Below are 22709 nucleotides of genomic sequence, written 5' to 3'. Positions count from 1 at the left end.
TTGTCCATTGGGCCCTTGGATATCTGTGGCGCGTGACGGTGTAGAGCCCATAAAAAAACAAACAAAATGTAACTCGTACAGACGAGTTGTTGCTTTAACTCGTCTGTACGAGTACGTTTGCTCCCGGCGTGCTGCCAATGACTGCCCCCAAATAAAAAAATCAAAGTGGAAACCAAGCATGAGCCACGACTATTCGAACATTGCCCGCGAGATTCTCGAGAACCTCGGGGGCAGCGACAACCTTGAGCAAGCTGCCCACTGCGTGACTCGCCTGCGCCTGGCGCTCAAGGACCCGAGCCGGGTCAAGAGCAGCGCCTTGAACCAGGTTGACCTCGTCAAGGGCTCGTTTTTCACCGGGGGCCTGTTCCAGGTGGTGATCGGCCCCGGCGAAGTGGAAAAAGTCTACGCCGCGCTGCGGGAACAGACCGGCCTCGCCGCCGCCACCATCGCCGACGTCAAGAAAAAGGGCGCCGACAAGACCAATGCCATGCAGCGCCTGGTGCGGGTGTTCTCCGATGTGTTCATGCCGATCCTGCCTGCGCTGATCATTGCCGGCCTGTTGATGGGCGTGAACAACCTGATGGGCGCCAAGGGCATGTTCATCGAGGGCAAGACGCTGCTGGAGGCCTATCCGAACCTGGATGGCCTGTGGAGCCTGATCAACCTGATGGCCAACACCTCGTTCGTGTTCTTGCCGGCGCTGGTGGGCTGGTCGGCGGCCAAGCGCTTTGGCGGCAGTGAAATCCTCGGCATCGTGCTCGGCCTGATGCTGGTTCACCCGGACCTGCTCAACGCCTGGAACTATGGCAAGGCGGTCGCCGGGCTGGATGGCCAGAGCCTGCCGTACTTCGATATTTTCGGTTGGTTCAAGATCGAGAAAGTGGGTTACCAGGGGCAGATCCTGCCTATCCTGATGGCGGCCTATGTGATGAGCGTCATCGAGAAATGGCTGCGGGCGCGGGTGCCGAATGCGATTCAACTGCTCGTCGTACCGATCACCACCATCGTCGTTACCGGTGTGCTGGCCCTGGCGATCATTGGCCCGGTCACCCGTCACCTGGGCATCCTGATTACCGAAGGCGTGGTCACCCTCTTTGACCTGGCGCCGATGCTGGGCGGGGCGATTTTCGGCCTGCTGTATGCCCCGCTGGTGATCACCGGCATGCACCATATGTTCCTCGCCGTGGACCTGCAATTGATCTCCACCCAGGGCGGCACCTTTATCTGGCCGATGATCGTCATGTCCAACCTGGCCCAGGGCAGCGCCGCGCTCGCGGTGTTCTACATGACCCGTAATGCGCGGGACAAAAGCATGGCCTCGACCTCAGCGGTTTCCGCCTACTTCGGCATTACAGAGCCCGCGATGTTCGGCGTGAACCTGCGCTTCAAATTCCCGTTTTATGCCGCGCTGCTGGGTTCGGCGCTGGGCAGCATCTTCCTGTCGTTGAACAAGGTCCAGGCCTCGGCCATCGGGGTCGGCGGCCTGCCTGGGTTTATCTCGATCGTGCCGAGCGCCATTCCGATGTTTGTGATCGGGATGGTCATCGCGATGGTCGTGCCGTTTGTTTTGACCTGCGCATTGAGCATGAAGATCGTGCGGCCTGGATACAGGGTTGCCTGATCTACCGCTATCGGGGGCAAGCCCCTCCGCATTTTGAATGTGGGAGCGGGCTTGCCCCCCGATGAGGCCCGAGAGGCCTGCAAAAAATTCTACTGAAGGAACCCACCATGCAAGACTGGCAACACTCGGTGATCTACCAGATCTACCCCAAAAGCTTCCACAGCCACGCGGGTAACGCCACCGGTGACCTGCTGGGTATCGTGGATAAACTCGATTACCTCAAGTGGCTGGGGGTCGACTGCCTGTGGATCACCCCGTTCCTGCGTTCACCGCAGCGCGACAACGGCTACGACATCAGCGACTACTACGCCATCGATCCCAGCTACGGGACCATGGCCGACTGCGACCTGCTGATCAGCGAAGCGGCCCAGCGCGGCATCAAGCTGATGCTCGACATCGTGGTCAATCACACCTCCATCGAGCATGAGTGGTTCCAGCAGGCACGCAGCAGCCTCGACAACCCGTACCGTGACTTCTATATCTGGCGCGACCAGCCGAACAACTGGGAATCCAAGTTCGGTGGCTCAGCCTGGGAATACGAAGCGCAAACCGGCCAGTACTTCCTGCACCTGTTCGATCACACCCAGGCCGACCTCAACTGGGACAACCCCAAGGTGCGCGCCGAGGTGTTCAAGCTGATGCGCTTCTGGCGCGACAAGGGTGTGGGCGGTTTCCGCCTGGACGTGATCAACCTGATCTCCAAGCCCGCCGATTTCCCCGAAGACAACAGCGATGGCCGTCGCTTCTACACCGACGGCCCGAACGTGCATGCATACCTGCAGGAAATGCACCGCGAAGTCTTCGAGGGCCATGACCTGATCAACGTCGGCGAGATGTCGTCCACCAGCCTGGAACACTGCATCCGCTATTCGCGGCCGGAGTCCAAAGAGCTGTCGATGACCTTCAACTTTCATCACCTGAAAGTCGATTACCCGAACTTGCAGAAGTGGGTGCGCGCCGACTTTGATTTCCTGCAGCTCAAGCAGATTCTCTCTGACTGGCAACTCGGCATGCAGGCGGGTGGCGGCTGGAACGCACTGTTCTGGTGTAACCACGACCAGCCTCGAGTGGTCTCGCGATTTGGTGATGACGGCGAACACCGGGTGGTCTCGGCCAAGATGCTCGCCACGGCGTTGCACTTCCTCCAGGGCACGCCCTTTGTGTACCAGGGCGAAGAGCTGGGCATGACCAACCCAGGGTTCGACAAGATCGAGCACTACCGTGATGTCGAGACCCTGAACATCTTCCGCCTCAAGCGCGATGCGGGGGAGTCCGAGGCGTCGAGCATGGCGGCGATCATGCAGAAGTCCCGCGATAACGGGCGCACGCCCATGCAGTGGAACAACCAGGCGAATGCCGGTTTCAGCACGGGCGAGCCGTGGATCGGTATCCCGGCCAATGCGGCGCAGATCAATGTCGAGCAGCAACTGGATGACCCGGACTCGGTGCTGCATCACTACCGCGCGCTGATCGCCTTGCGTCGCCATGAATCGCTGATTCAGGAGGGCGTTTACCGCCCGTTGCTGCAAGACCACCTTCAGGTCTGGGCATACCTGCGCGAAGGTCATGGCGAGCGGTTGCTGGTGCTGAACAACTTCTACGGCCAGCCGTGCGAGATCCAACTGCCCGGCAACGTGATCAGTGGGGGCACCGAGCAACGCCTGCTGATCAGCAACTACCCCGATTGCCCGATGCGTACCCGCACAGTCGTGCTGCGCCCCTACGAATCCTTTGTGCTGCACCTCAAGGACTGAGACCCGTTGTAAACCCCGTGTGGGAGCGCGGGGACGCGTTAAAAACATAATAAAAATATCGGAGCGCTTCATGAAAACAACAATAAAGCTGGGCCTAGTAGCATCGTGCCTGAGCCTGCCATTCGGCGCGCAGGCCCTGGAATTTGCCGGTTACCTGCGCAGTGGCGTGGGCACTTCAACCGGCAGTGGCAAGCAGCAGTGTTTCCAACTGCCGGGCGCGCAAACCAAATACCGCTTGGGCAACGAATGCGAGCAGTACGCCGAACTGGAATTGCGCCAGGACCTGCTGACCCTCGACGATGGTTCGGTGCTCAGCGTCGACGCCATGGCCTCCCTGTACAACCAATACGACCGCGCCCTTAAATTCCAGGGTGAAAACAACGGCTCGGCGCGCATGCCGCAGATGTATGCGCAATGGTCGAACCTGCCCAGTCTCAACGGCGGGTCGCTGTGGGCCGGGCGGCGTTACTACAAACGTAATGACATCCATATCTCCGACTTCTACTACTGGAACCAGAGCGCCACGGGCGGCGGTATCGAGGACGTGCTGATTGGCGACTTGAAATACAGCTACGCCCTTTCGCGCAAGGACAACCTGTACCAGAAGGAATACGCCACCCGTCACGATTTCAACATTGCGGGCTTCAAGACCAACCCCGGTGGCGAGCTGGAGCTGGGCTTGAGCTACATCGAAAAGGCCGGCGGGCGCGATACCAACAGCGGTTGGGCGATCACGGCGCAGCACGTACAAAAGGCTTTCCTGGGCGGCAAGAACAAATTCGCCCTGCAGTACGGCGAAGGTCCTGGCACCGGCCTGGGTTACACCGGCAATACCCGCTTGGACAACAGCAGCAAAAGCTATCGCGCCGTCGAGTTTTTCGACTGGCAGGTGACCCCGCGTTTCGGCGGGCAGATCGAGGCGGTGTACCAGAAAGATATCCGTCCCGGCAGCCAGGACCAGACCTGGATGTCCGTCGGCGTGCGCCCGGCCTATGCGATCAGCGAGCAGTTCAAGCTGGTCACCGAACTCGGCCATGATCAGGTCGATGCCAGTGGTGGCACGCGCAAGCTGAGCAAGTTCACCTTCGCCCCGACCTGGTCGCCCAAAGGCCCGGATTTTTGGGCGCGGCCGGAGGTGCGTTTGTATTACACCTATGCCAGTTGGAACGAAGCGGCCAAGCGTGCGGCGAATGAGCTGGCGGCGGGTTCGGCGTTGTCCGACACCGGCGCCTACGGCACTGCGCGGCATGGCTCGAACGTCGGCGTGCAAGTCGAATACTGGTGGAAATGAGCCTTCGGGTGCACAGGGACTAAATGTGGGAGGGGGCTTGCCCCCGATAGCGGTGTTTCAGATAGGCATTTATTGGCTGGTACACCGTCATCGGGAACAAGCCCCCGCCCACACGGATATCTACAGAACAAAACAGCAGGTGAAGTCATGACCGCAACTCAACCCCTGGAATTGCTGGCGCCCGTGTCGGGTGTGCTGCTGGCGCTGGATAAGGTGCCCGACCCTGTATTCTCCAGCCGCCTGATTGGCGACGGCCTGTGTATCGACCCCACCTCGCAGACCCTCTGCGCGCCACTGGCCGGGGTGATCAGCAATATCCAGGACAGTGGGCATGCGGTCAGCATCACCGATGACAATGGCGTCCAGGTGCTGATGCACATCGGCCTGGACACCGTGAACCTGGCAGGCAAGGGATTTACCCGATTGGTCGAGGAAGGCCAGCGGGTGGAGGCCGGGCAACCGCTGATCGAATTCGATGCCGACTACGTGGCGCTCAACGCCCGTAGCCTGCTGACCTTGATGCTGGTGGTCAGTGGCGAGCCGTTTAGCGTGTTGGCAACCGATCTTGTGGAGGTCGGCCAACCGCTGTTGCAGTTATCCCCAGGTGAAGCCGTTGACGCAGTGGACGAAGAGGAGGGCGATGCGCTGTTCTCCAAGCCGTTGACCTTGCCCAATGCCAATGGTTTGCACGCCCGCCCGGCGGCGGTGTTCGCCCAGGCGGCGAAGGGTTTCAACGCAAGCATCTATCTGCATAAACAAACCCAGAGCGCCAACGCCAAATCGCTGGTGGCGATCATGGCGTTGCAAACCGTGCACGGCGACACCTTGCAGGTGAGTGCGGCGGGTGAGGATGCCGCAGCGGCGATCACTGCGCTGGTGGCCTTGTTGGCTGAAGGCTGTGGCGAGGGGGTGGCGAGCGTGGCTGAAGCGGTCGTTACGCCACCCTCGGCGACCTTGCTGCGAGGCGTGTGCGCATCGCCGGGCTCGGCGTTTGGTCAGGTCGTTCAAGTGACTGAGCCTGAGCTGAGCATCCCTGAACAAGGTATGGGTGAAGCCACTGAACGTGCCGCTTTGGCGCGTGGCCTGCTGGCTGCCACCGAGGCATTGCAGGCTTTTCGGGATAAGGCCGCCGGCAGCGCCCAGGCAGAGATTTTCCGCGCCCATCAGGAATTGCTCGAAGACCCGACCTTGCTGGAGCAAGCCCACAGCCTGCTGGCTGAAGGCAAAAGCGCCGCCTTTGCCTGGAACAATGCCACGCTCGCGACCGTCAAGCTATTCCAGGGGCTGGGCAATGCGCTGATCGCCGAGCGTGCGGCAGATCTGGCGGATGTTGGCCAGCGCGTGCTGAAACTGATCCTGGGCATTCAGGACAACGCCTGGGACTTGCCGGAGCGCGCAATCCTGATCGCTGAGCAATTGACCCCGTCGCAGACTGCCAGCCTGGATACACGCAAAGTGCTGGGTTTTGTCACCGTCGGCGGAGGCGCGACCAGCCACGTCGCGATCCTCGCCCGCGCCCTTGGCCTGCCGGCCATTTGCGGTGTTTCGGCCCAGGTACTGGGGTTGGCCAACGGCAAGCAGGTGTTGCTCGACGCCGACAAAGGCGAACTGCACTTGGACCCGGACCTGGCCGAAATCGAACAATTGGAAGCCGCCCGCAAGCAGCAGGTGCTTCGCCATCAACGCGATGTGGCGCAGGCGTCTTTGCCCGCCACCACCCGAGACGGTCATCACGTCGAAGTCACCGCCAACGTGGCCTCGTTGCAGGAAGTGGAGCAATCCCTGACCCTTGGCGGCGAAGGCGTCGGCCTGTTGCGTTCGGAGTTCCTCTACCTGGACCGCAACCGTGCGCCGGGCTCTGACGAACAAGCAGCCACCTACACGGCCATCGCCCGTGCCCTGGGCGCCGAGCGCAACCTGGTGGTGCGCACCTTGGACGTCGGTGGCGACAAACCCTTGGCTTATGTGCCGATGGACGCCGAAACCAACCCGTTCCTCGGGCTGCGCGGCATCCGCCTGTGCCTGGAGCGTCCCGAGCTGCTGCGCGAACAGTTCCGTGCGATCCTCGCCAGTGCCGGTTTTGCACGCCTGCATATCATGCTGCCGATGGTCAGCCTGCTCTCCGAGTTGCACCTGGCGCGCAAGATGCTCGAAGAAGAAGCGCTGGCCCTGGGGCTCACCGAGCTACCGAAGCTGGGCATCATGATCGAGGTGCCGTCTGCGGCGTTGATGGCGGATGTGTTTGCGCCCCATGTGGATTTCTTTTCGATCGGCACCAATGACCTGACCCAATACACCCTGGCCATGGACCGCGACCACCCGCGGCTGGCCGGCCAGGCCGACAGCTTTCACCCGGCGGTGCTGCGCCTGATCGCGACCACCGTCAAGGCCGCCCATGCCCACGGCAAGTGGGTGGGCGTGTGCGGGGCGCTGGCGTCCGAAGCCTTGGCCGTGCCGGTATTGATCGGGCTGGGGGTGGATGAGTTGTCTGTCAGTGTGCCGCTGATACCTACCATCAAGGCCACCGTACGCGAGCTGGACCTGGCGGACTGCCAGATCATCGCCCGCCAGGTACTGGGCCTGGAAGAAGCCGCCCAAGTGCGCGAGGCCTTGCGCCTGTATCACGCGGCCACCGTTGAAACCTCACCTGTTGTGGAGCACTGAGCATGTTCGAGAAATTGCAGCGGGCGTTCTGGAAAGCCCTGACCCCGGATTTGATTGCCGAGACGGCAGCGCCGTCGACACCGAGTCTGTTGTCGGCCGATGTGCTGGATGCGCTCGGTGGTGCGGATAATCTCAAGTCGCAACAGCGCGTGGCGTTGACGCGGGTGCGCGTGCAACTGCAGGACGCGGCGCGGGTGGATGTGGCGGCGTTAAAGGCGGCTGGAGTGCCTGGCGTGATCGTGTTGGCAGGAGGCACGGTGCATCTGCTCACCGGCCTCCAGGGCCAGTAGCGAACGAGCGGTGGGAGTGCCGGTAGCAGGGGGCGGTCAGTTTGTCTGTGGCTGATCCAGCCTCATCGGGAGCAAGCTCCCTCCCACATGGGCTTGGGGGGCTGGATGGTCGGGTTTACAGCTGCGGGTTCTCTTCCGGCGGCTTGGTCTTGTTCACCCCAGGTACATGCAGGTTGCCTTCGACCACCTGATTACCTTCCAGCTGTGGCTGAGTTACCCAGGTGAGGATGTCGTAGTAGCGCCGGATGTTCGCCACGAAGTGCACCGGCTCGCCGCCACGGGCATAGCCGTAGCGGGTCTTGCTGTACCACTGCTTCTGCGACAGGCGCGGCAGCATCTTCTTCACGTCCAGCCACTTGTTCGGGTTCAGGCCGTCCTTCTGCGCCAGCTTGCGCGCGTCGTCCAGATGCCCGGTGCCCACGTTGTAAGCGGCCAGGGCAAACCAGGTACGGTCCGGCTCGGCGATATCATCGTCAAGCTCATCCTTGATCTTGGCCAGGTACTTGGCGCCGCCCATGATGCTTTGCTTGGCGTCCAGGCGGTTGGACACGCCCATGGCCTGGGCGGTGTTCTGGGTCAGCATCATCAGCCCGCGCACGCCGGTCTTGGAGGTGACCGCCGGTTGCCAGAGTGACTCCTGATAGCCGATGGCCGCCAACAGGCGCCAGTCGACCTTTTCTTCCTTGGCGTAGGCCTTGAAGTGTTTCTCGTACTTGGGCAAGCGCTGCTGCAAGTGCTGGGCAAACGTATAGGCGCCCATGTAGCCGAGCACATCGACGTGCCCGTAGTAGCGATCTTTGAGGCGCTGCAAGGTGCCGTTCTTGCCGACCTTGTCCAGGTAGCTGTTGACCTCGTTGAGCAGGCTGTTGTCTTCGCCGGCGGCCACGGCCCAGCTCTGGTGGCTGGCATCGCCGAGGTCGAACGCCACGCGCACGTTGGGGAAGTACACCTGGTTCATCGCCACTTCGTTGGAGTCCACCAGGGTCAGGTCGATCTGGCCTTCGTCGACCATGCGCAACAGGTCGACTACTTCAACGGCGTCGGACTCTTCGTATTCGATGGCAGGATTCTGTTTTTTCAACTCCGCCAGTTGTTCGGCGTGGGTGCTGCCCTTGAGCACCATGATCTTCTTGCCCACCAGGTCCGCCGCGTTGGTGGGGCGCGATTGGCCGTTGCGATAGATGATCTGCGGGGTCACTTCCAGGTACGGGTGGGAAAAGCGAACCTGCTTCAGGCGCTGCTCGCTGCTGACCAGGCCGGCGGCAGCCAGGACCGGGCCGTTGGGTTTACCCAGCTGGCCGAACAGGTCGTCGAGGTTGTCAGCGGTTTCGATTTCCAGCTTCACCCCCAGGTCGTCGGCAAAGCGTTTGACCAGCTCGTATTCGAAACCGGTTTCACCGTTGCGGTCCTGGAAATACGTGGCCGGGCTGTTTCGGGTAATCACCCGCAATACGCCATCCTCCTTGATTCGCTCGAGCGTGCTGGGTTTATCAACACAGGCGCTGAGCATCAGGAAGAGTCCGGTTGCGATGAGCCATTTGGCGCACCGCGGGCGCAAAGCAGTAGGGGAGAACATCTGCGCAGTATACGCAAACGGCCCACGGCGCCATATCTCGACAGCGTGGGACTTGTCTGCTAGCGCCGGCAAAACTGTGCTGCAACCCGCAGAAACGTGGCTTGGCGAGTGATTGTGACGGTTAAAATAACTGCGCGGAATGCCACGGATAGCGCGCGGATAGCGTGCAATCGGTGCCAACTGACGTTCGGCAGCAGCCACCAGTAGCGTTTCGGGTGCCGTTGGCGGCGGTTTACGCTAGAATGCACGGCCTCAAAGCACACCCCCTTCCCGAGGCTGTCCCGAAGATGTTGATCCTGCGCGGCGCTCCTGCCCTTTCTGCCTTTCGCCACAGCAAACTCCTTGAGCAACTGAGCCAGAAGGTTCCAGCTGTTACAGGCCTGTATGCTGAATTTGCTCACTTCGCCGACGTTACCGGCGTCTTGACCGCCGACGAACAGCAGGTGCTGGCACGCCTTCTGAAGTACGGCCCAAGCGTTCCCGTTCAAGAGCCGACCGGCCGCTTGTTCCTGGTTCTGCCACGGTTCGGCACCATCTCGCCCTGGTCGAGCAAGGCCAGTGATATCGCCCGCAACTGCGGCCTTACGAGCATCCAGCGCCTGGAACGCGGGATTGCCTTCTATGTCGCCGGGCAGTTCAGCGAGACCGAAGCCGAGCTTATCGCCAGCAGCCTGCACGACCGCATGACCCAGATCATCGTCAGCCAGCTGGAACAGGCTGCCGGCCTGTTCAGCCACGCCGAGCCCAAGCCGCTGACCGCGATTGACGTGCTTGGCGGCGGTCGCGCCGCCCTCGAGAAGGCCAACACCGAACTGGGCCTGGCCCTGGCCGAAGACGAGATCGACTATCTGGTCAACGCTTTCAACGGCTTGAAGCGCAACCCGCACGACATCGAACTGATGATGTTCGCCCAGGCCAACTCCGAGCACTGCCGTCACAAGATCTTCAACGCCAGTTGGGACATCGACGGCGAAAGCCAGGAAAAAAGCCTGTTCGGCATGATCAAGAACACCTACGTGATGCACAGCGAAGGCGTTCTGTCGGCTTATAAGGACAACGCCTCGGTCATCGTCGGCAGCGTCGCCGGCCGATTCTTCCCGGACCCTGAGACCCGCCAGTACGGCGCGGTGCAGGAGCCGGTGCACATCCTGATGAAAGTCGAGACTCACAACCACCCGACCGCGATTGCCCCGTTCCCGGGCGCAGCCACCGGTTCCGGCGGCGAGATCCGCGACGAAGGCGCCACCGGTCGTGGCGCCAAGCCAAAGGCCGGCCTCACCGGCTTTACCGTGTCCAACCTGCAGATCCCGGGCTTCGAACAGCCGTGGGAAGTGCCATACGGCAAGCCGGAGCGCATCGTTACCGCGCTGGACATCATGATCGAAGGCCCGCTGGGCGGCGCCGCGTTCAACAACGAATTCGGGCGCCCGGCACTGACCGGCTACTTCCGGACTTTCGAGCAATCCATCACCACCCCGCGTGGCGATGAAGTGCGCGGCTACCACAAGCCGATCATGTTGGCCGGCGGCATGGGCAACATCCGTGAAGAACACGTCAAGAAAGGCGAGATTCTGGTCGGTTCCAAGCTGATCGTCCTCGGCGGCCCGGCGATGCTGATCGGCCTGGGTGGCGGTGCTGCCTCCTCCATGGCCACCGGCACCAGCTCGGCGGACCTCGACTTCGCTTCCGTACAGCGCGAAAACCCAGAAATGGAGCGTCGCTGCCAGGAAGTCATCGACCGTTGCTGGCAGTTGGGTGACAAGAACCCGATCAGCTTCATCCACGACGTCGGCGCCGGTGGCTTGTCCAACGCCTTCCCGGAACTGGTCAACGATGGCGACCGCGGCGGCCGTTTCGAACTGCGCAACATTCCAAACGACGAGCCGGGCATGGCCCCGCACGAAATCTGGAGCAACGAGTCCCAGGAACGCTACGTACTGGCCGTCGGCCCTGAAGACTTTGCGCGCTTCCAGGCCATCTGCGAACGCGAGCGCTGCCCGTTTGCCGTGGTCGGCGAAGCCACTGCCGAGCCGCAACTGACGGTCACCGACAGCCACTTCGGCAACAGCCCGGTGGACATGCCGCTCGAAGTGCTGCTGGGCAAGGCTCCGCGCATGCACCGTTCGGCCGTACGTGAAGCCGAGCTGGGCGATGATTTCGACCCGAGCACGCTGGACCTGGCCGACAGCATCGAACGTGTGCTGCACCACCCGGCCGTGGCGAGCAAAAGCTTCCTGATCACCATTGGCGACCGCACCATCACTGGCCTGGTGGCCCGTGACCAGATGGTCGGCCCATGGCAAGTGCCGGTGGCTGACGTTGCCGTCACCGCCACCAGCTTCGACGTCTACACCGGTGAAGCCATGGCCATGGGCGAGCGCACGCCGCTGGCCCTGCTGGATGCTCCGGCGTCGGGACGCATGGCCATTGGTGAAACCCTCACCAACATCGCGGCGTCGCGCATCGGCAAACTGTCCGACATCAAGTTGTCGGCCAACTGGATGTCCGCTGCCGGCCACCCCGGTGAAGACGCTCGCCTGTACGACACCGTCAAGGCGGTCGGCATGGAGCTGTGCCCGGAACTGGGGATCACCATTCCGGTGGGCAAGGACTCCATGTCCATGGCCACCCGTTGGAACGAAGACGGCACCGACAAGAGCGTCACTTCGCCGCTGTCGCTGATCGTCACCGGTTTCGCACCGGTCACCGACATCCGCCAGACCCTGACCCCGCAACTGCGCATGGACAAGGGCACCACCGACCTGATCCTGATCGACCTGGGCCGTGGCCAGAACCGCATGGGCGCCTCGATCCTCGCGCAAACCCATGGCAAGCTCGGCAAGCACGCGCCGGACGTCGATGATGCCGAAGACCTCAAGGCCTTCTTCGCCGTGATCCAGGGCCTCAACGCCGACGGCCACCTGCTGGCCTACCACGACCGTTCCGACGGTGGCCTGCTGACCAGCGTTGTAGAGATGGCGTTTGCCGGTCACTGCGGCTTGAACCTGGTACTCGACAGCGTTGCCGAGGATGCTTCTGAAATCAACGGCATCCTGTTCAACGAAGAGCTGGGCGCCGTGATCCAGGTGCGCCAGGACGCGACCCCGGACGTACTTGCACAGTTCAGCGCCGCCGGCCTGGGCGATTGCGTGGCAGTGATCGGCCAGCCGATCAACAACGGCCAGATCGACATTGTCTTCAATGGCGACACCGTTTTCGAAGGCCAGCGCCGTCTGCTGCAACGCCAATGGGCGGAAACCAGCTACCAGATCCAGCGCCTGCGCGACAACGCCGACTGCGCCGAGCAGGAGTTCGACCTGATCCTGGAAGAAGACAATCCGGGCCTGAGCACCAAGCTCAGCTTCGACGTCAACCAGGACATCGCCGCGCCGTACATCAAGAAAGGCATTCGTCCACAAGTCGCCGTACTGCGTGAGCAGGGCGTCAACGGCCAGGTCGAAATGGCGGCCGCGTTCGACCGCGCCGGCTTCAACGCGATCGACGTGCACATGAGCGATATCCTCGCCGGTCGCGTTGACCTCAACGAGTTCAAGGGCCTGGTGGCCTGCGGTGGCTTCTCCTACGGCGACGTCCTGGGTGCCGGTGAAGGCTGGGCCAAGTCGGCTCTGTTCAACAGCCGTGCCCGCGACGCGTTCCAAGGCTTCTTCGAGCGCAACGACAGCTTCACGCTGGGTGTGTGCAACGGTTGCCAGATGATGTCCAACCTGCATGAGCTGATCCCGGGCAGCGAGTTCTGGCCGCACTTTGTGCGTAACCGTTCCGAGCAGTTCGAAGCCCGTGTCGCCATGGTGCAGGTGCAGGAGTCCAACTCGATCTTCCTGCAAGGCATGGCTGGTTCGCGCATGCCGATCGCCATCGCCCACGGTGAAGGCCATGCCGAGTTCGAAAGCGAAGAAGCCCTGCTGGAAGCCGACCTGTCCGGTTGCGTGGCCATGCGTTTCGTCGACAACCACGGCAAGGTCACCGAAAACTACCCGGCCAACCCGAACGGCTCGCCGCGCGGGATCACCGGCCTCACCAGCCGCGACGGCCGCGTCACCATCATGATGCCGCACCCGGAGCGTGTATTCCGCGCGGTGCAGAACTCGTGGCGCCCGGAAGAGTGGAACGAAGACGGCGCCTGGATGCGCATGTTCCGCAACGCTCGCGTGTGGGTGAACTAAGGCGGTGTACAAGCTCAGCTTCTTTGTGCCCGACAGCCATGTGGAGACGGTGAAGACCGCCGTCTTCGCAGCCGGTGGCGGGCGCATCGGCGACTACGACAGCTGCGCCTGGCAAGTGCTGGGCCAGGGCCAATTCCGTGCGTTGGACGGCAGCCAGCCGTTTATCGGGCAGGTGGGCCAGGTTGAAGTGGTTGAAGAGTGGAAGGTTGAGCTGGTGGTGGCCGATGAGTCGATCGTGGCTGCTGTGGCGGCGTTGAAGCTCAGCCATCCTTATGAAACACCGGCGTATGAGGTGTGGCAGTTGGCGGATTTTTGATTCGCTGGCTGTAAAAACAAGAAACCCGCTGGGCCTGTTTGGCCAGCGGGTTTTTTGTTGCCTGAACAGGCCCTATCGCGGGCAAGCCCGGCTCCCACATTGTTGATCTGCGAATACATTCAAACTGTGGGAGCTGGCTTGCCTGCGATGAGCATGGGTATCTACGCAACTTTCAGACCTTGAGAACTCTCCCTGTGGCGAGCGGGCTTGCCCCGCGTTGGGCTGCGCAGCAGCCCTAAAACCTCAGTCCGCGGTCTATCTGAAACAGCGCGGTGATCTTAGTGGGGCTGCTTCGCAGCCCAACGCGGGGCAAGCCCGCTCGCCACAACAGCCCTGTCTGCCGGGGGGGCAGCGTTGAGCCTAAGTTGTGTAGATACCCGTGCTGCGATGAGGCCCATACAGGCAAAGATCAACTAGGCCCCCGCCCCAATCTGCCGACCGCTGACCAACCGCTCCAACGCCTCACCCAAACCCGAGGCTTTGTCACCAATCAGCAAGTGCCAAACACCACTGTCGAGTTGAGTAATACCTTGGCATCCAAGCGCCACAAGCTGAGTTTCGGACAACACCGAATCATCCCCCAGTTCCACCCGCAACCGGGTCATCGCCATCGCTTCCAGCTGACGCACATTCCCTCGGCCACCCAAGGCTGTCAGCCATTTCTCGGCGTCCTCCGCATTCACCGCAACCGGCTTATCCACAGGTGCAACGCCCGCTGGACTTGCAGCAACAAACGCCGGCATCGCCAAGCGAATCTCATCGGCAATGCTATCGGCCATCGGCCCGACTACCACCTGCAAGCTCCCGCCATTGCCTGGTCGCACCACGGCCACGGCACCGAGCGCTTTCAAGTCGGCATCCACCGCCCTGTTGCGATCGACCATCTCCAGGCGCAGGCGCGTGGTGCAAGCACCCACGCTCAGCAGATTGTCCGCACCACCCAGCGCCCGGATATAGGCCGTGGCGCGCTGGTTTTCGCTCATCACTTCAGCTTGCACCACCTGGATATCTTCCCGGCCCGGTGTCTTCAGGTTGAACCGACGAATGCAGTAGTTGAACACGCTGTAGTAGATCACCGCATAGGCCAACCCAACCGGGAACACCAACCAGCCATGGGTGGACTTGCCCCAACCCAGCACCATGTCGATAAACCCACCGGAGAAGGTAAAGCCCAGGTGGATATCCAGCATGTTGGTCACGGCCATCGACAGGCCGGTAAGCACTGCGTGAATCAGGTAAAGAAACGGTGCGAGGAACATGAACGCAAATTCAATCGGCTCGGTGACACCGGTCAGAAACGAAGTCAGCGCCATCGACAGGAAAATCCCGCCCATCACCTTGCGCCGCTCCGGCAACGCATTGCGGTACATCGCCAGGCACGCAGCCGGAAGGCCGAACAGCATCACCGGGAACATGCCGGTCATGAACTGGCCGCCTTTGGGGTCGCCGGCGAAATAGCGCGTGAGGTCGCCGGTGACAACCGCGCCGGTCACGGGGTCGGTAAAGGTGCCGAATACGAACCAGGCCATGTTGTTGAGGATGTGGTGCAGGCCGGTGACGATCAGCAGGCGGTTGAATACGCCGAACACGAACGCGCCCAGGCTACCGCTTTCCATCAGCAGCACGCCGAAGCTGTTGATAGCGTGCTGGATCGGCGGCCAGATCAGGCCGAAGATCACGCCTAGGCCGACTGCGCTGAAGCCCGTGACAATCGGCACAAAGCGTCGCCCGCCAAAGAAGGCCAGGTACTCCGGGAGCTTGATGTCCTTGAAGCGGTTATACAGCCCGCCCGCCATCAGGCCGCTGGCGATACCGGCGAGCATGCCCATGTTGATGGTCGAGTCCATCACCTTGAGGGTAGAGACCATGACCAGGTAACCAATCGCGCCGGCCAGCCCGGCGGTGCCGTTATTGTCGCGGGCAAAACCCACGGCGATACCGATGGCGAAGATCAGCGCCAGGTTGGCGAAGATCGCTTGCCCGGCATCGTGCATCACCGCGATGTTGAGCAGGTCGGTGTCACCCAGGCGCAGCAAGAGGCCGGCGATCGGCAGAATCGCGATCGGCAGCATCAGCGCGCGGCCGAGCCGTTGCAGGCCTTCGATAAAGTATTGGTACATGGCGTGTCTCCCTGTTCTTGTTGTTTTCAGCTCAGCGGCCAGTGGTGTTGACAGGCTTGGCGAACGGCCTTGGCACTGCTCAGGTCGAGCAGCCCTTGGCTCAGTTGCCGGCATTGCGCCGCGTCCAGGTGACGGACGCGGTCCTTGATTTCTCCGATTTGCGGCGGGCTCACGGACAGTTCGCTGACCCCCAGGCCAACCAGTACGGGAGTCGCCAAGGGGTCGGACGCCAGGGCGCCGCATACGCCGACCCAACGCCCGTGCTGGGCCGCGCCCGCGCAAGTCTGCGCGATCAGCCGCAGCAGCGCCGGGTGCAGAGCATCCACCCGCGCAGCTAAACCCGCGTGGTCGCGGTCCATGGCCAGGGTGTACTGGGACAGGTCATTGGTGCCGATGGACAAGAAGTCCGCATGCTTGGCCAGTTGTTCGGCCATCAGCGCGGCGGCGGGCACTTCGATCATCACCCCCAGTTCCGGGCGTTGGGTCAGCTCCCGTGCCATGCACAGTTCATCCAGGCGTTGGCGGATGTGCAGCAGTTCGTCGACTTCGCTGACCATTGGCAGCAGGATGCGGCAGCGCGCCAGCGGGCTGACTTGCAGCAGGGCACGCAGTTGCTGGTCGAGCACCTCGGGGCGCACCTGGGCCAGGCGAATACCGCGTAGGCCGAGCACGGGGTTGGCCTCCACCGGCAGTGGCAGATAGTCGAGCTGCTTGTCGCCGCCCACGTCGATAGTGCGGATGATCACCGACTTGTCGCCCATGGCATCCAGCACGGCCTGGTAGGCCTGGCGCTGTTCCTGTTCGTCCGGCGCAGTGCGGCGGTCAACGAAGAGGAATTCGGTACGCAACAGGCCGACGCCATCGGCGCCGTTTTCAAACGCCACCTGGGCTTCGGCGCTGGAGGCGACATTGGCGGCGACTTCGATGCCCACCCCATCGCGAGTGCGTGCTGGCAATCGGGCCTGGGCCTGTTGCTGCTGGCGCCGCTGTTGCTGTGCGTCACGCAGCTGATGCACCTGGGCATGGCGCGCCTCGCTGGGGGCCAGTTCCAGGCGACCGTTGGCCGCGTCCAGCACCACCCGTTGGCCTTGTGGCACATCGAGTACGTCGGCGCCCAATGCCACCACGCACGGCAAGCCTTTGCCCCGGGCCAGGATCGCGACGTGGGAGGTGGCGCCACCCTCGGCCATGCAGATGCCCGCCGCCTGTTGTGCACTCAATTGCAGCAGGTCTGAAGGGGTCAGTTCATGGGCGCTGACAATGGCGCCAGGGGGCAATTCGAAATGCCAGGCTTCACCCAACAGCGCCCGCAGCACCCGTTGTTGCAGGTCGCGCAGGTCATTGGCGCGTTCGGCAAACAGCGGCTTGCCCAGGGCCAGCAAGACCGCGCATTGCGCCTGGATTGCATCGCGCCAGGCGTGGGTGGCGGCGCTGCCGTGTTCGATCGCGCGGGTGGCGGCGTCCAGCAGGGCCGGATCCTCCAGTAAGGCGAGGTGGGCGGCGAAGATGTCTTCTTCTTCGGCATTTTTGCGCTGGCGGGCGTGGGCCAGGGTCTGGCGGATATCACCGCGCACGTGCTCAAGGGCCGCATCCAGCCGTTGCAGTTGTTCGTCGGCGCGGTGGTTACCGGTATCGGCCGGCAACTCGATGCCGGTCAACCGGAACAGTGGCCCGCACACCAGGCCCGGTGCTGCGCACACCCCTTGCAGTACACCGGTTTCAGTATTCGCACGACGTGGAGTGGCGGTTACCGGCGCGTGAGGTTCTGCGCTGATGGCGACTGACAGTGCGGCGACCAATGCCTGCAACGCCGCCTCGCAATCCTTGCCACGACAGCTGACGCGAACCTCGTCGCCTTCGCCAATGCCCAACCCCATCAAGCCAATCAGGCTGTCGCACGCCGCCGACTTGCCGGCGAAATGCAACTGCGCCTGGCTGCTGAACCCCTGGGCGGTCTTGCGAATCAACGCCGCTGGGCGCGCATGCAAACCGCCGCGGTGGGTGATGCGCACGTTGGCGCTGGCTTCTGCGGCCGAGTTATCCACAGCCGTCTGCGTCGAGGCCGTTGAGCGCAGGCTCACCCGCAGCAGCGGTTCACCGACCTTGACTGTATTGAGTGCCAGCGGTGTCAGCGCGAAGCGATCGCTATTGGTCAGAATGATCAGGCTGACCAGGCTTTTGCACTGGCGCGCAATCCGGTCCAGGTCAAACTGCACCAACGCCTGCCCCTGGCTGACACGGGCGCCTTCCTTGACCAGCAGCGCGAAGCCTTCGCCATTGAGCTCCACCGTGTCGATACCCACATGCAGCAGCAACTCGGCGCCGTTGTCCGTGCGAATCGTCAGGGCGTGGCCGGTGCGGGCGACATGGATGATCACCCCGTCACACGGCGCATGCAGGCAGTCATTCAGGGGGTCGATGGCAATACCGTCGCCCATTGCGCCACTGGCGAAGACTTCGTCGGGAACGTTGCCCAGGGGCAGCACCGGCCCGCTTAACGGGGCGCTGAGGGTCAGTTGATTATTGTTGTTGGACATGGGCACGGTACTCATCAGGAAAACGCAGCAATCGACTCAGTGAGTGCGGGTCACTTTGCTCAGGTGGCGTGGCTGGTCGGGGTCCATTCCACGGGCGACCGCCAGGCCGGCGGCCATCACGTAGAAACTCTGGATGGCCAGAATCGGGTCCAGGCTCGGGTGTTCGGCGCGGCTCAAGGTCAGGTCGCGTTCGGCGATATCGTCCGGCGCGGCCAGCAATACGCGGGCGCCGCGTTGGCGCATGTCGGCGGCCAGGCTCAGCAATCCCGGTTGTTCGGCGCCGCGGGGGGCGAACACCAGCAGCGGGTAGTTTTCGTCGATCAAGGCCATCGGCCCGTGGCGCACTTCGGCGCTGCTGAAGGCTTCGGCCTGGATCGCCGAGGTTTCCTTGAGTTTGAGCGCGGCTTCCTGGGCGATGGCAAACCCGGCGCCACGGCCGATCACCATCAATTGCTGGCAGCCGCGCAGGGCGTCGATGGCTTTCGTCCAATCCTGCCTGGCGGCTTCGCGCAGGTGATCGGGCAGCGCGTGGCAGGCTTGCAACAAATCCGCCTCCTGGTTCCAGTGGCCGATCAACTGCGCGCTGGCGCTGAGGGTAGCGATAAAGCTTTTGGTCGCGGCCACGCTTTGTTCCGGCCCGGCGCACAGCGGCAGGTGGAACTCGCAAGCGGCTTGCAGCGGCGAGTCTTCGGCGTTGACCAGCGAAATGCTCAAGGCGCCGCGTTTGCGCAGCAGGCGCAGGCTATCGACCAGGTCCGGGCTCTGGCCGGACTGGGAAAAGCCGAAAGTCACCTGGCCGCTGACCTTCAAGGGCGCTTGCAGCAAGGTCACCACCGACATCGGCAACGACGCCACCGGAATGCCCACGTGCTGCATGGCCAGGTAGGCGAAGTAGCTGGCGGCGTGGTCCGAACTGCCACGGGCTATGGTCATCGCCACTTGCGGCGGCTGGCGGCGCAGGCGGCCGGCGACCTCTTCCAGCCGCGGGTTCAGACGTTGCAACTGCGCCGCGACGGCGTCACAGGAGGCCAAGGCCTCTTCAAGCATTTTGGAAGACAATGGCTTCTCCTTCGACCATGACGTCGGTGAGGTGCAGGGAACGGTCCAGGCGCACGCAGTCGGCAAAGCTGCCGGGTTGTAGGCGCCCGCGTTCTTCCAGGCCGAGGTAGTCCGCGGGAAATTGCGACAGGCGTTGTGAGGCTTCGCTGATGGGCAGGCCGATTTTCACCAGGTTGCGAAGCGCCTGGTCCATGGTCAGGGTGCTGCCGGCGAGGGTGCCGTCGGCCAGGCGCACGCCGCCCAGGCATTTGGTCACGGTGTGGCTGCCCAGCTTGTATTCGCCGTCCGGCATGCCGGCGGCGGCGGTGGAGTCGGTGACGCAATACAGGCACGGGATCGAACGCAGGGCCACGCGCATGGCGCCAGGGTGGACGTGCAGCAAGTCCGGGATCAGTTCGGCGTACTGTGCGTGGGCCAGCGCGGCCCCCACGATGCCAGGCTCGCGGTGATGCAGCGGGCTCATGGCGTTGTACAGGTGGGTGAAGCTGGTAGCGCCAGCGGCGAGGGCGGCGACGCCTTCTTCATAGCTGCCCAGGGTGTGGCCGATCTGCATGCGCACACCACGTGCACTGAGGGCGCGGATCAGACTGTCATGCCCGGCGATTTCCGGGGCGATGGTGATCACGCGGATCGGCGCCAGGCGCAGGTAGGCTTCCACTTCCGCCATCAATGCGGTGTGGGCGAAGTTGGGCTGCGCGCCGAGTTTGCCTGGGTTGATGTAAGGACCTTCCAGGTGCACACCCAATACGCGGGCGGTGCCGGTTGGACGGTTTTCGCTATAGGTACCGATATCGCCCAGCACGCGGGAAATTTCCTCGACCGGCGCGGTCATGGTGGTGGCCAGCAGCGAGGTGGTGCCAAAGCGCACGTGGGTGCCGGTGATGGTCTCGAACGCGTCGATGCCTTCCATGATGTCTTTGCCGCCGCCGCCATGGACGTGCAGGTCAATAAAGCCTGGCAGCAGGTAGGGCAGGTCGTTGTCGGCCGGGTCGCAAGGCGCGCCTTCAATGGCGACGACCTTGCCGTGTTCATGGACCACGCGGCCGCGAATCCAGCCGTGGGGCGTCAGGATGTTGTCTTCGGACATGGGCAGTTCTCTAAGGCCGCATTCGCGGCAAAGTCATATCGACGCGGCTTTCTAACGTCGAAGCTCGGCGACAAAGTCGTAGTAGTCGTTGCGGCAGTAGGTGTCGGTGATTTCAATCGGTGTGTTGTCGGCGGTGTAGCCGACACGGGTCATCAGCAGCATGGCGGTGCCTGGTGCAATGCCGACCAGCGTGGCGAATTCGTCCGAGGCATTGATCGCCTGGATATGCTGCAAGGCGCGCACGATGGGTTTGCCGATGCCTTCGAGGTATTCGTACAGCGAGTTACCGATGGCTTGTGGGTGCGGCAGCACCGAGGCGGGCATGGCGGTCATTTCGATTGCCATTACCGTGTCATCAGCCTTACGCAGGCGCTTGAGCCGCGCCACTTTGTCAGTCGGTGACAGGCCCAGGCGGATCAGCTCTTCGTGGGTCGGCGGGGTGATTTCGCGTTCCAGCCACTGCGAACTGGGTACGAAGCCCTTGAGCCGCAGCATCTCGCTGAAGCCCGACAGGCGCGACAGCGGTTGCTCCAGGCGAGGCGTGATGAAGGTGCCAGAGCCCTGGCTGCGGCGGATCAGGCCTTGGGCAAACAACACTTCCAGTGCCTTGCGGGCGGTGACCCGGGAAATGCTCAATTGATCGCTGAGGGCGCGTTCCGATGGCAGCGCCTGTTCGGATTTCCACTGGCCGGCATGGATCGCCGCTTCCAGGTTGCGGGCCAATTGCAGGTACAGCGGCGTGGATTGTTTGCCGTCGGGGCGCAGCGTCAGGATGGGGTTCATCGTTAAGGTTTCCGATGCGGTTATTGGAGTGTTGTCGCCCGGTAATGGCCGGAAATTAATACCACTTAAATACCATGTCAATGCTGCCAAAACAGTGCGGGCACTGGTTTCAGGGCATGCTAATGGTGCATGGTATCAAGTGGTATTAGAGAGGTCTTTTGGACGCGCAGAGCTGCGCAGCCCGCGGGGTGAACTGGTATTCACCGGCAGGCGCTGCCGAGGGCAGGAAATTTTTTTAATTAATCTACCAACGGTCGAAGGCTACGGCCGGATCTCGATCAGGGTGCCGTCCTTGACCAGGTTCCAGACTTCACGCATATCGACGTTACGCATGCCGATACAGCCGTCGGTCCAGTCCAGGGTGTGGAACAACTGCTCCGGGTAGTCTTCGCTGTCGGGCGTGCCGTGGATCATGATCATGCTGCCGGGCTTCACGCCCTCGCGGCGGGCGCGCGCAGAATCACTGATATTGGGGTAGGAGATGTGCATCGACAGGTAGTAGCTGTCGCTGGTCTTGCGCCAGTCAATCCAGTAGAGGCCTTCCGGTGTGCGACGGTCGCCCTCGAACAGCTTGGGCCCCTTGGGGTTTTTACCCAGGGAAATGCGGTAGGTCTTGAGGGGCTTGCCGTCATTGATCAATTGCAACTGATGGGCGGACTTGAGGACCAGGATTTTCTCGACCGTTTTGCCGCCCAGGGTTTCCAGGGTGGAAGCCGGCGACAACGTGGCGAACGACAGGCAGAGCAAAGCAAACAACCAACGCATTAAAACGACTTCCCTTTGGCGACGATCGGCAGGATTGTTATTGGGCGGGCTTGGACAGCGGCGGTATGGCTTCGCTGCGCACCGGGAATGATTGCTGCCGACGGTCGGCAAAGAAATACTCCAGGGTCCGCCCGACGGTACGGAACGCCAGCTCGGACCACGGGATATCGGCTTCTTTGAACAGTTTGACTTCCAGGCTCTCGGGGCCGGCGGCAAAGTCCAGGTCCATCAGCTCGGCGCGATAGAACACATGCACTTGGCTGATGTGCGGTACATCGATCAACGTATAGATGCTCAGGTTGCGCACGCGGGCACAGGCTTCTTCCATGGTTTCGCGCATGGCGGCCTGTTCCACGGTCTCGCCGTTCTCCATGAAGCCCGCAGGCAAGGTCCAGTAGCCCAGGCGTGGCTCGATGGCACGGCGGCACAGCAGCACTTGCTCACCCCACACCGGCACGGTACCGGCAACGATATTAGGGTTCTGGTAGTGAATGGTCTGACAGTGATCACACACAAAGCGCAGGCGTGCGTCGCCTTCGGGAATGCGTTGGGTGACCGGTTTACCGCACTGGCTGCAGAAGTTCATGCTGGGGTTCCTGGAAAGTGCGTCTATCTTGGCGTGGGCGGCAGGGCCCTGCAAGTTGTCGTTTCGCGACAGCCCT

The 22709-nt window shown here is 62.4% G+C and carries 15 protein-coding genes; 7 read left to right on the top strand and 8 right to left on the bottom strand.

Features of this window, described 5'->3' with window-relative positions; translation table 11 throughout:
- The first annotated feature begins 178 nt into the window (after positions 1–178).
- From treP to QU606_RS29605, 5 genes are all read left to right on the top strand, one after another.
- Entirely contained in the window at positions 179–1621 is a 1443-nt protein-coding gene (treP, locus tag QU606_RS29625; protein ID WP_024077260.1) for a PTS system trehalose-specific EIIBC component, read from the top strand.
- A gap of 107 nt (positions 1622–1728) precedes the next feature.
- Positions 1729–3375 (top strand): alpha,alpha-phosphotrehalase, encoded by a 1647-nt coding sequence (gene treC, locus QU606_RS29620; RefSeq protein WP_069076950.1) that lies wholly within the window; start codon positions 1729–1731, stop codon positions 3373–3375.
- Positions 3376–3445: 70 nt separating this feature from the next.
- Positions 3446–4666, top strand: coding sequence for a carbohydrate porin (locus QU606_RS29615; protein ID WP_102624584.1), 1221 nt, complete (start codon positions 3446–3448; stop codon positions 4664–4666).
- 147 nt (positions 4667–4813) lie between these two features.
- On the top strand, positions 4814–7330 hold the full coding sequence (ptsP, locus tag QU606_RS29610) for a phosphoenolpyruvate--protein phosphotransferase (protein ID WP_304997901.1): 2517 nt from the start codon (positions 4814–4816) through the stop codon (positions 7328–7330).
- Positions 7331–7332: 2 nt separating this feature from the next.
- Positions 7333–7620 carry a PTS transporter subunit EIIB gene (locus tag QU606_RS29605; RefSeq protein WP_304997900.1) on the top strand — a complete coding sequence of 96 codons (288 nt, stop codon included), beginning with the start codon at positions 7333–7335 and terminating at the stop codon, positions 7618–7620.
- A gap of 115 nt (positions 7621–7735) precedes the next feature.
- Here the strand turns inward: QU606_RS29605 and mltF are convergent, their stop codons facing one another.
- Complete coding sequence (gene mltF / locus QU606_RS29600) at positions 7736–9196, bottom strand: membrane-bound lytic murein transglycosylase MltF (RefSeq protein ID WP_069076947.1); 1461 nt, start codon at positions 9194–9196, stop codon at positions 7736–7738.
- Positions 9197–9483: 287 nt separating this feature from the next.
- Here mltF and purL point away from each other — a divergent pair, with 287 nt between their 5' ends.
- A complete protein-coding gene (gene purL / locus QU606_RS29595; protein ID WP_024077254.1) occupies positions 9484–13380 on the top strand; it encodes a phosphoribosylformylglycinamidine synthase in 3897 nt (1298 codons plus the stop codon).
- 4 nt (positions 13381–13384) lie between these two features.
- Positions 13385–13696, top strand: a complete 312-nt coding sequence (locus QU606_RS29590) for an NIF3 1 (protein WP_024077253.1) — start codon at positions 13385–13387, stop codon at positions 13694–13696.
- Positions 13697–14109: 413 nt separating this feature from the next.
- Here the strand turns inward: QU606_RS29590 and nagE are convergent, their stop codons facing one another.
- From nagE to QU606_RS29555, 7 genes are all read right to left on the bottom strand, one after another.
- The gene (gene nagE, locus QU606_RS29585; protein ID WP_150055213.1) at positions 14110–15816 is read right to left on the bottom strand and encodes an N-acetylglucosamine-specific PTS transporter subunit IIBC; all 1707 of its coding nucleotides are present in this window, start codon (positions 15814–15816) and stop codon (positions 14110–14112) included.
- Between the two features lie 26 nt (positions 15817–15842).
- Positions 15843–18353, bottom strand: coding sequence for a phosphoenolpyruvate--protein phosphotransferase (gene ptsP / locus QU606_RS29580; RefSeq protein ID WP_304997899.1), 2511 nt, complete (start codon positions 18351–18353; stop codon positions 15843–15845).
- Positions 18354–18389: 36 nt separating this feature from the next.
- On the bottom strand, positions 18390–19400 hold the full coding sequence (locus QU606_RS29575) for an SIS domain-containing protein (protein ID WP_041161013.1): 1011 nt from the start codon (positions 19398–19400) through the stop codon (positions 18390–18392).
- Entirely contained in the window at positions 19393–20499 is a 1107-nt protein-coding gene (gene nagA, locus QU606_RS29570; RefSeq protein WP_069076899.1) for an N-acetylglucosamine-6-phosphate deacetylase, read from the bottom strand. The genes QU606_RS29575 and nagA overlap by 8 nt, the downstream gene beginning before the upstream one ends.
- A gap of 51 nt (positions 20500–20550) precedes the next feature.
- Positions 20551–21282, bottom strand: coding sequence for a GntR family transcriptional regulator (locus QU606_RS29565; protein ID WP_069076900.1), 732 nt, complete (start codon positions 21280–21282; stop codon positions 20551–20553).
- A gap of 261 nt (positions 21283–21543) precedes the next feature.
- Positions 21544–22047, bottom strand: a complete 504-nt coding sequence (locus QU606_RS29560) for a murein L,D-transpeptidase family protein (protein ID WP_024077247.1) — start codon at positions 22045–22047, stop codon at positions 21544–21546.
- Positions 22048–22084: 37 nt separating this feature from the next.
- On the bottom strand, positions 22085–22633 hold the full coding sequence (locus tag QU606_RS29555; protein WP_069076901.1) for an NUDIX hydrolase: 549 nt from the start codon (positions 22631–22633) through the stop codon (positions 22085–22087).
- Between the last annotated feature and the right edge of the window lie 76 nt (positions 22634–22709).

The organism is Pseudomonas sp. OVF7, assembly GCF_030644265.1.
Classification (GTDB): Bacteria; Pseudomonadota; Gammaproteobacteria; order Pseudomonadales; family Pseudomonadaceae; genus Aquipseudomonas; species Aquipseudomonas gorinensis.
Note: the sequence above shows the minus strand (reverse complement) of the source record. Positions and strands in the feature narration are given on the sequence as shown.

Coding starts and splice junctions, on each gene's coding strand:
- treP (WP_024077260.1), top strand. CDS start 179: ATGAGCCACGACTATTCGAACATTGCCCGCGAGATTCTCGAGAACCTC.
- treC (WP_069076950.1), top strand. CDS start 1,729: ATGCAAGACTGGCAACACTCGGTGATCTACCAGATCTACCCCAAAAGC.
- QU606_RS29615 (WP_102624584.1), top strand. CDS start 3,446: ATGAAAACAACAATAAAGCTGGGCCTAGTAGCATCGTGCCTGAGCCTG.
- ptsP (WP_304997901.1), top strand. CDS start 4,814: ATGACCGCAACTCAACCCCTGGAATTGCTGGCGCCCGTGTCGGGTGTG.
- QU606_RS29605 (WP_304997900.1), top strand. CDS start 7,333: ATGTTCGAGAAATTGCAGCGGGCGTTCTGGAAAGCCCTGACCCCGGAT.
- mltF (WP_069076947.1), bottom strand. CDS start 9,196: ATGTTCTCCCCTACTGCTTTGCGCCCGCGGTGCGCCAAATGGCTCATC.
- purL (WP_024077254.1), top strand. CDS start 9,484: ATGTTGATCCTGCGCGGCGCTCCTGCCCTTTCTGCCTTTCGCCACAGC.
- nagE (WP_150055213.1), bottom strand. CDS start 15,816: ATGTACCAATACTTTATCGAAGGCCTGCAACGGCTCGGCCGCGCGCTG.
- ptsP (WP_304997899.1), bottom strand. CDS start 18,353: ATGTCCAACAACAATAATCAACTGACCCTCAGCGCCCCGTTAAGCGGG.
- QU606_RS29575 (WP_041161013.1), bottom strand. CDS start 19,400: ATGCTTGAAGAGGCCTTGGCCTCCTGTGACGCCGTCGCGGCGCAGTTG.
- nagA (WP_069076899.1), bottom strand. CDS start 20,499: ATGTCCGAAGACAACATCCTGACGCCCCACGGCTGGATTCGCGGCCGC.
- QU606_RS29565 (WP_069076900.1), bottom strand. CDS start 21,282: ATGAACCCCATCCTGACGCTGCGCCCCGACGGCAAACAATCCACGCCG.
- QU606_RS29560 (WP_024077247.1), bottom strand. CDS start 22,047: ATGCGTTGGTTGTTTGCTTTGCTCTGCCTGTCGTTCGCCACGTTGTCG.
- QU606_RS29555 (WP_069076901.1), bottom strand. CDS start 22,633: ATGAACTTCTGCAGCCAGTGCGGTAAACCGGTCACCCAACGCATTCCC.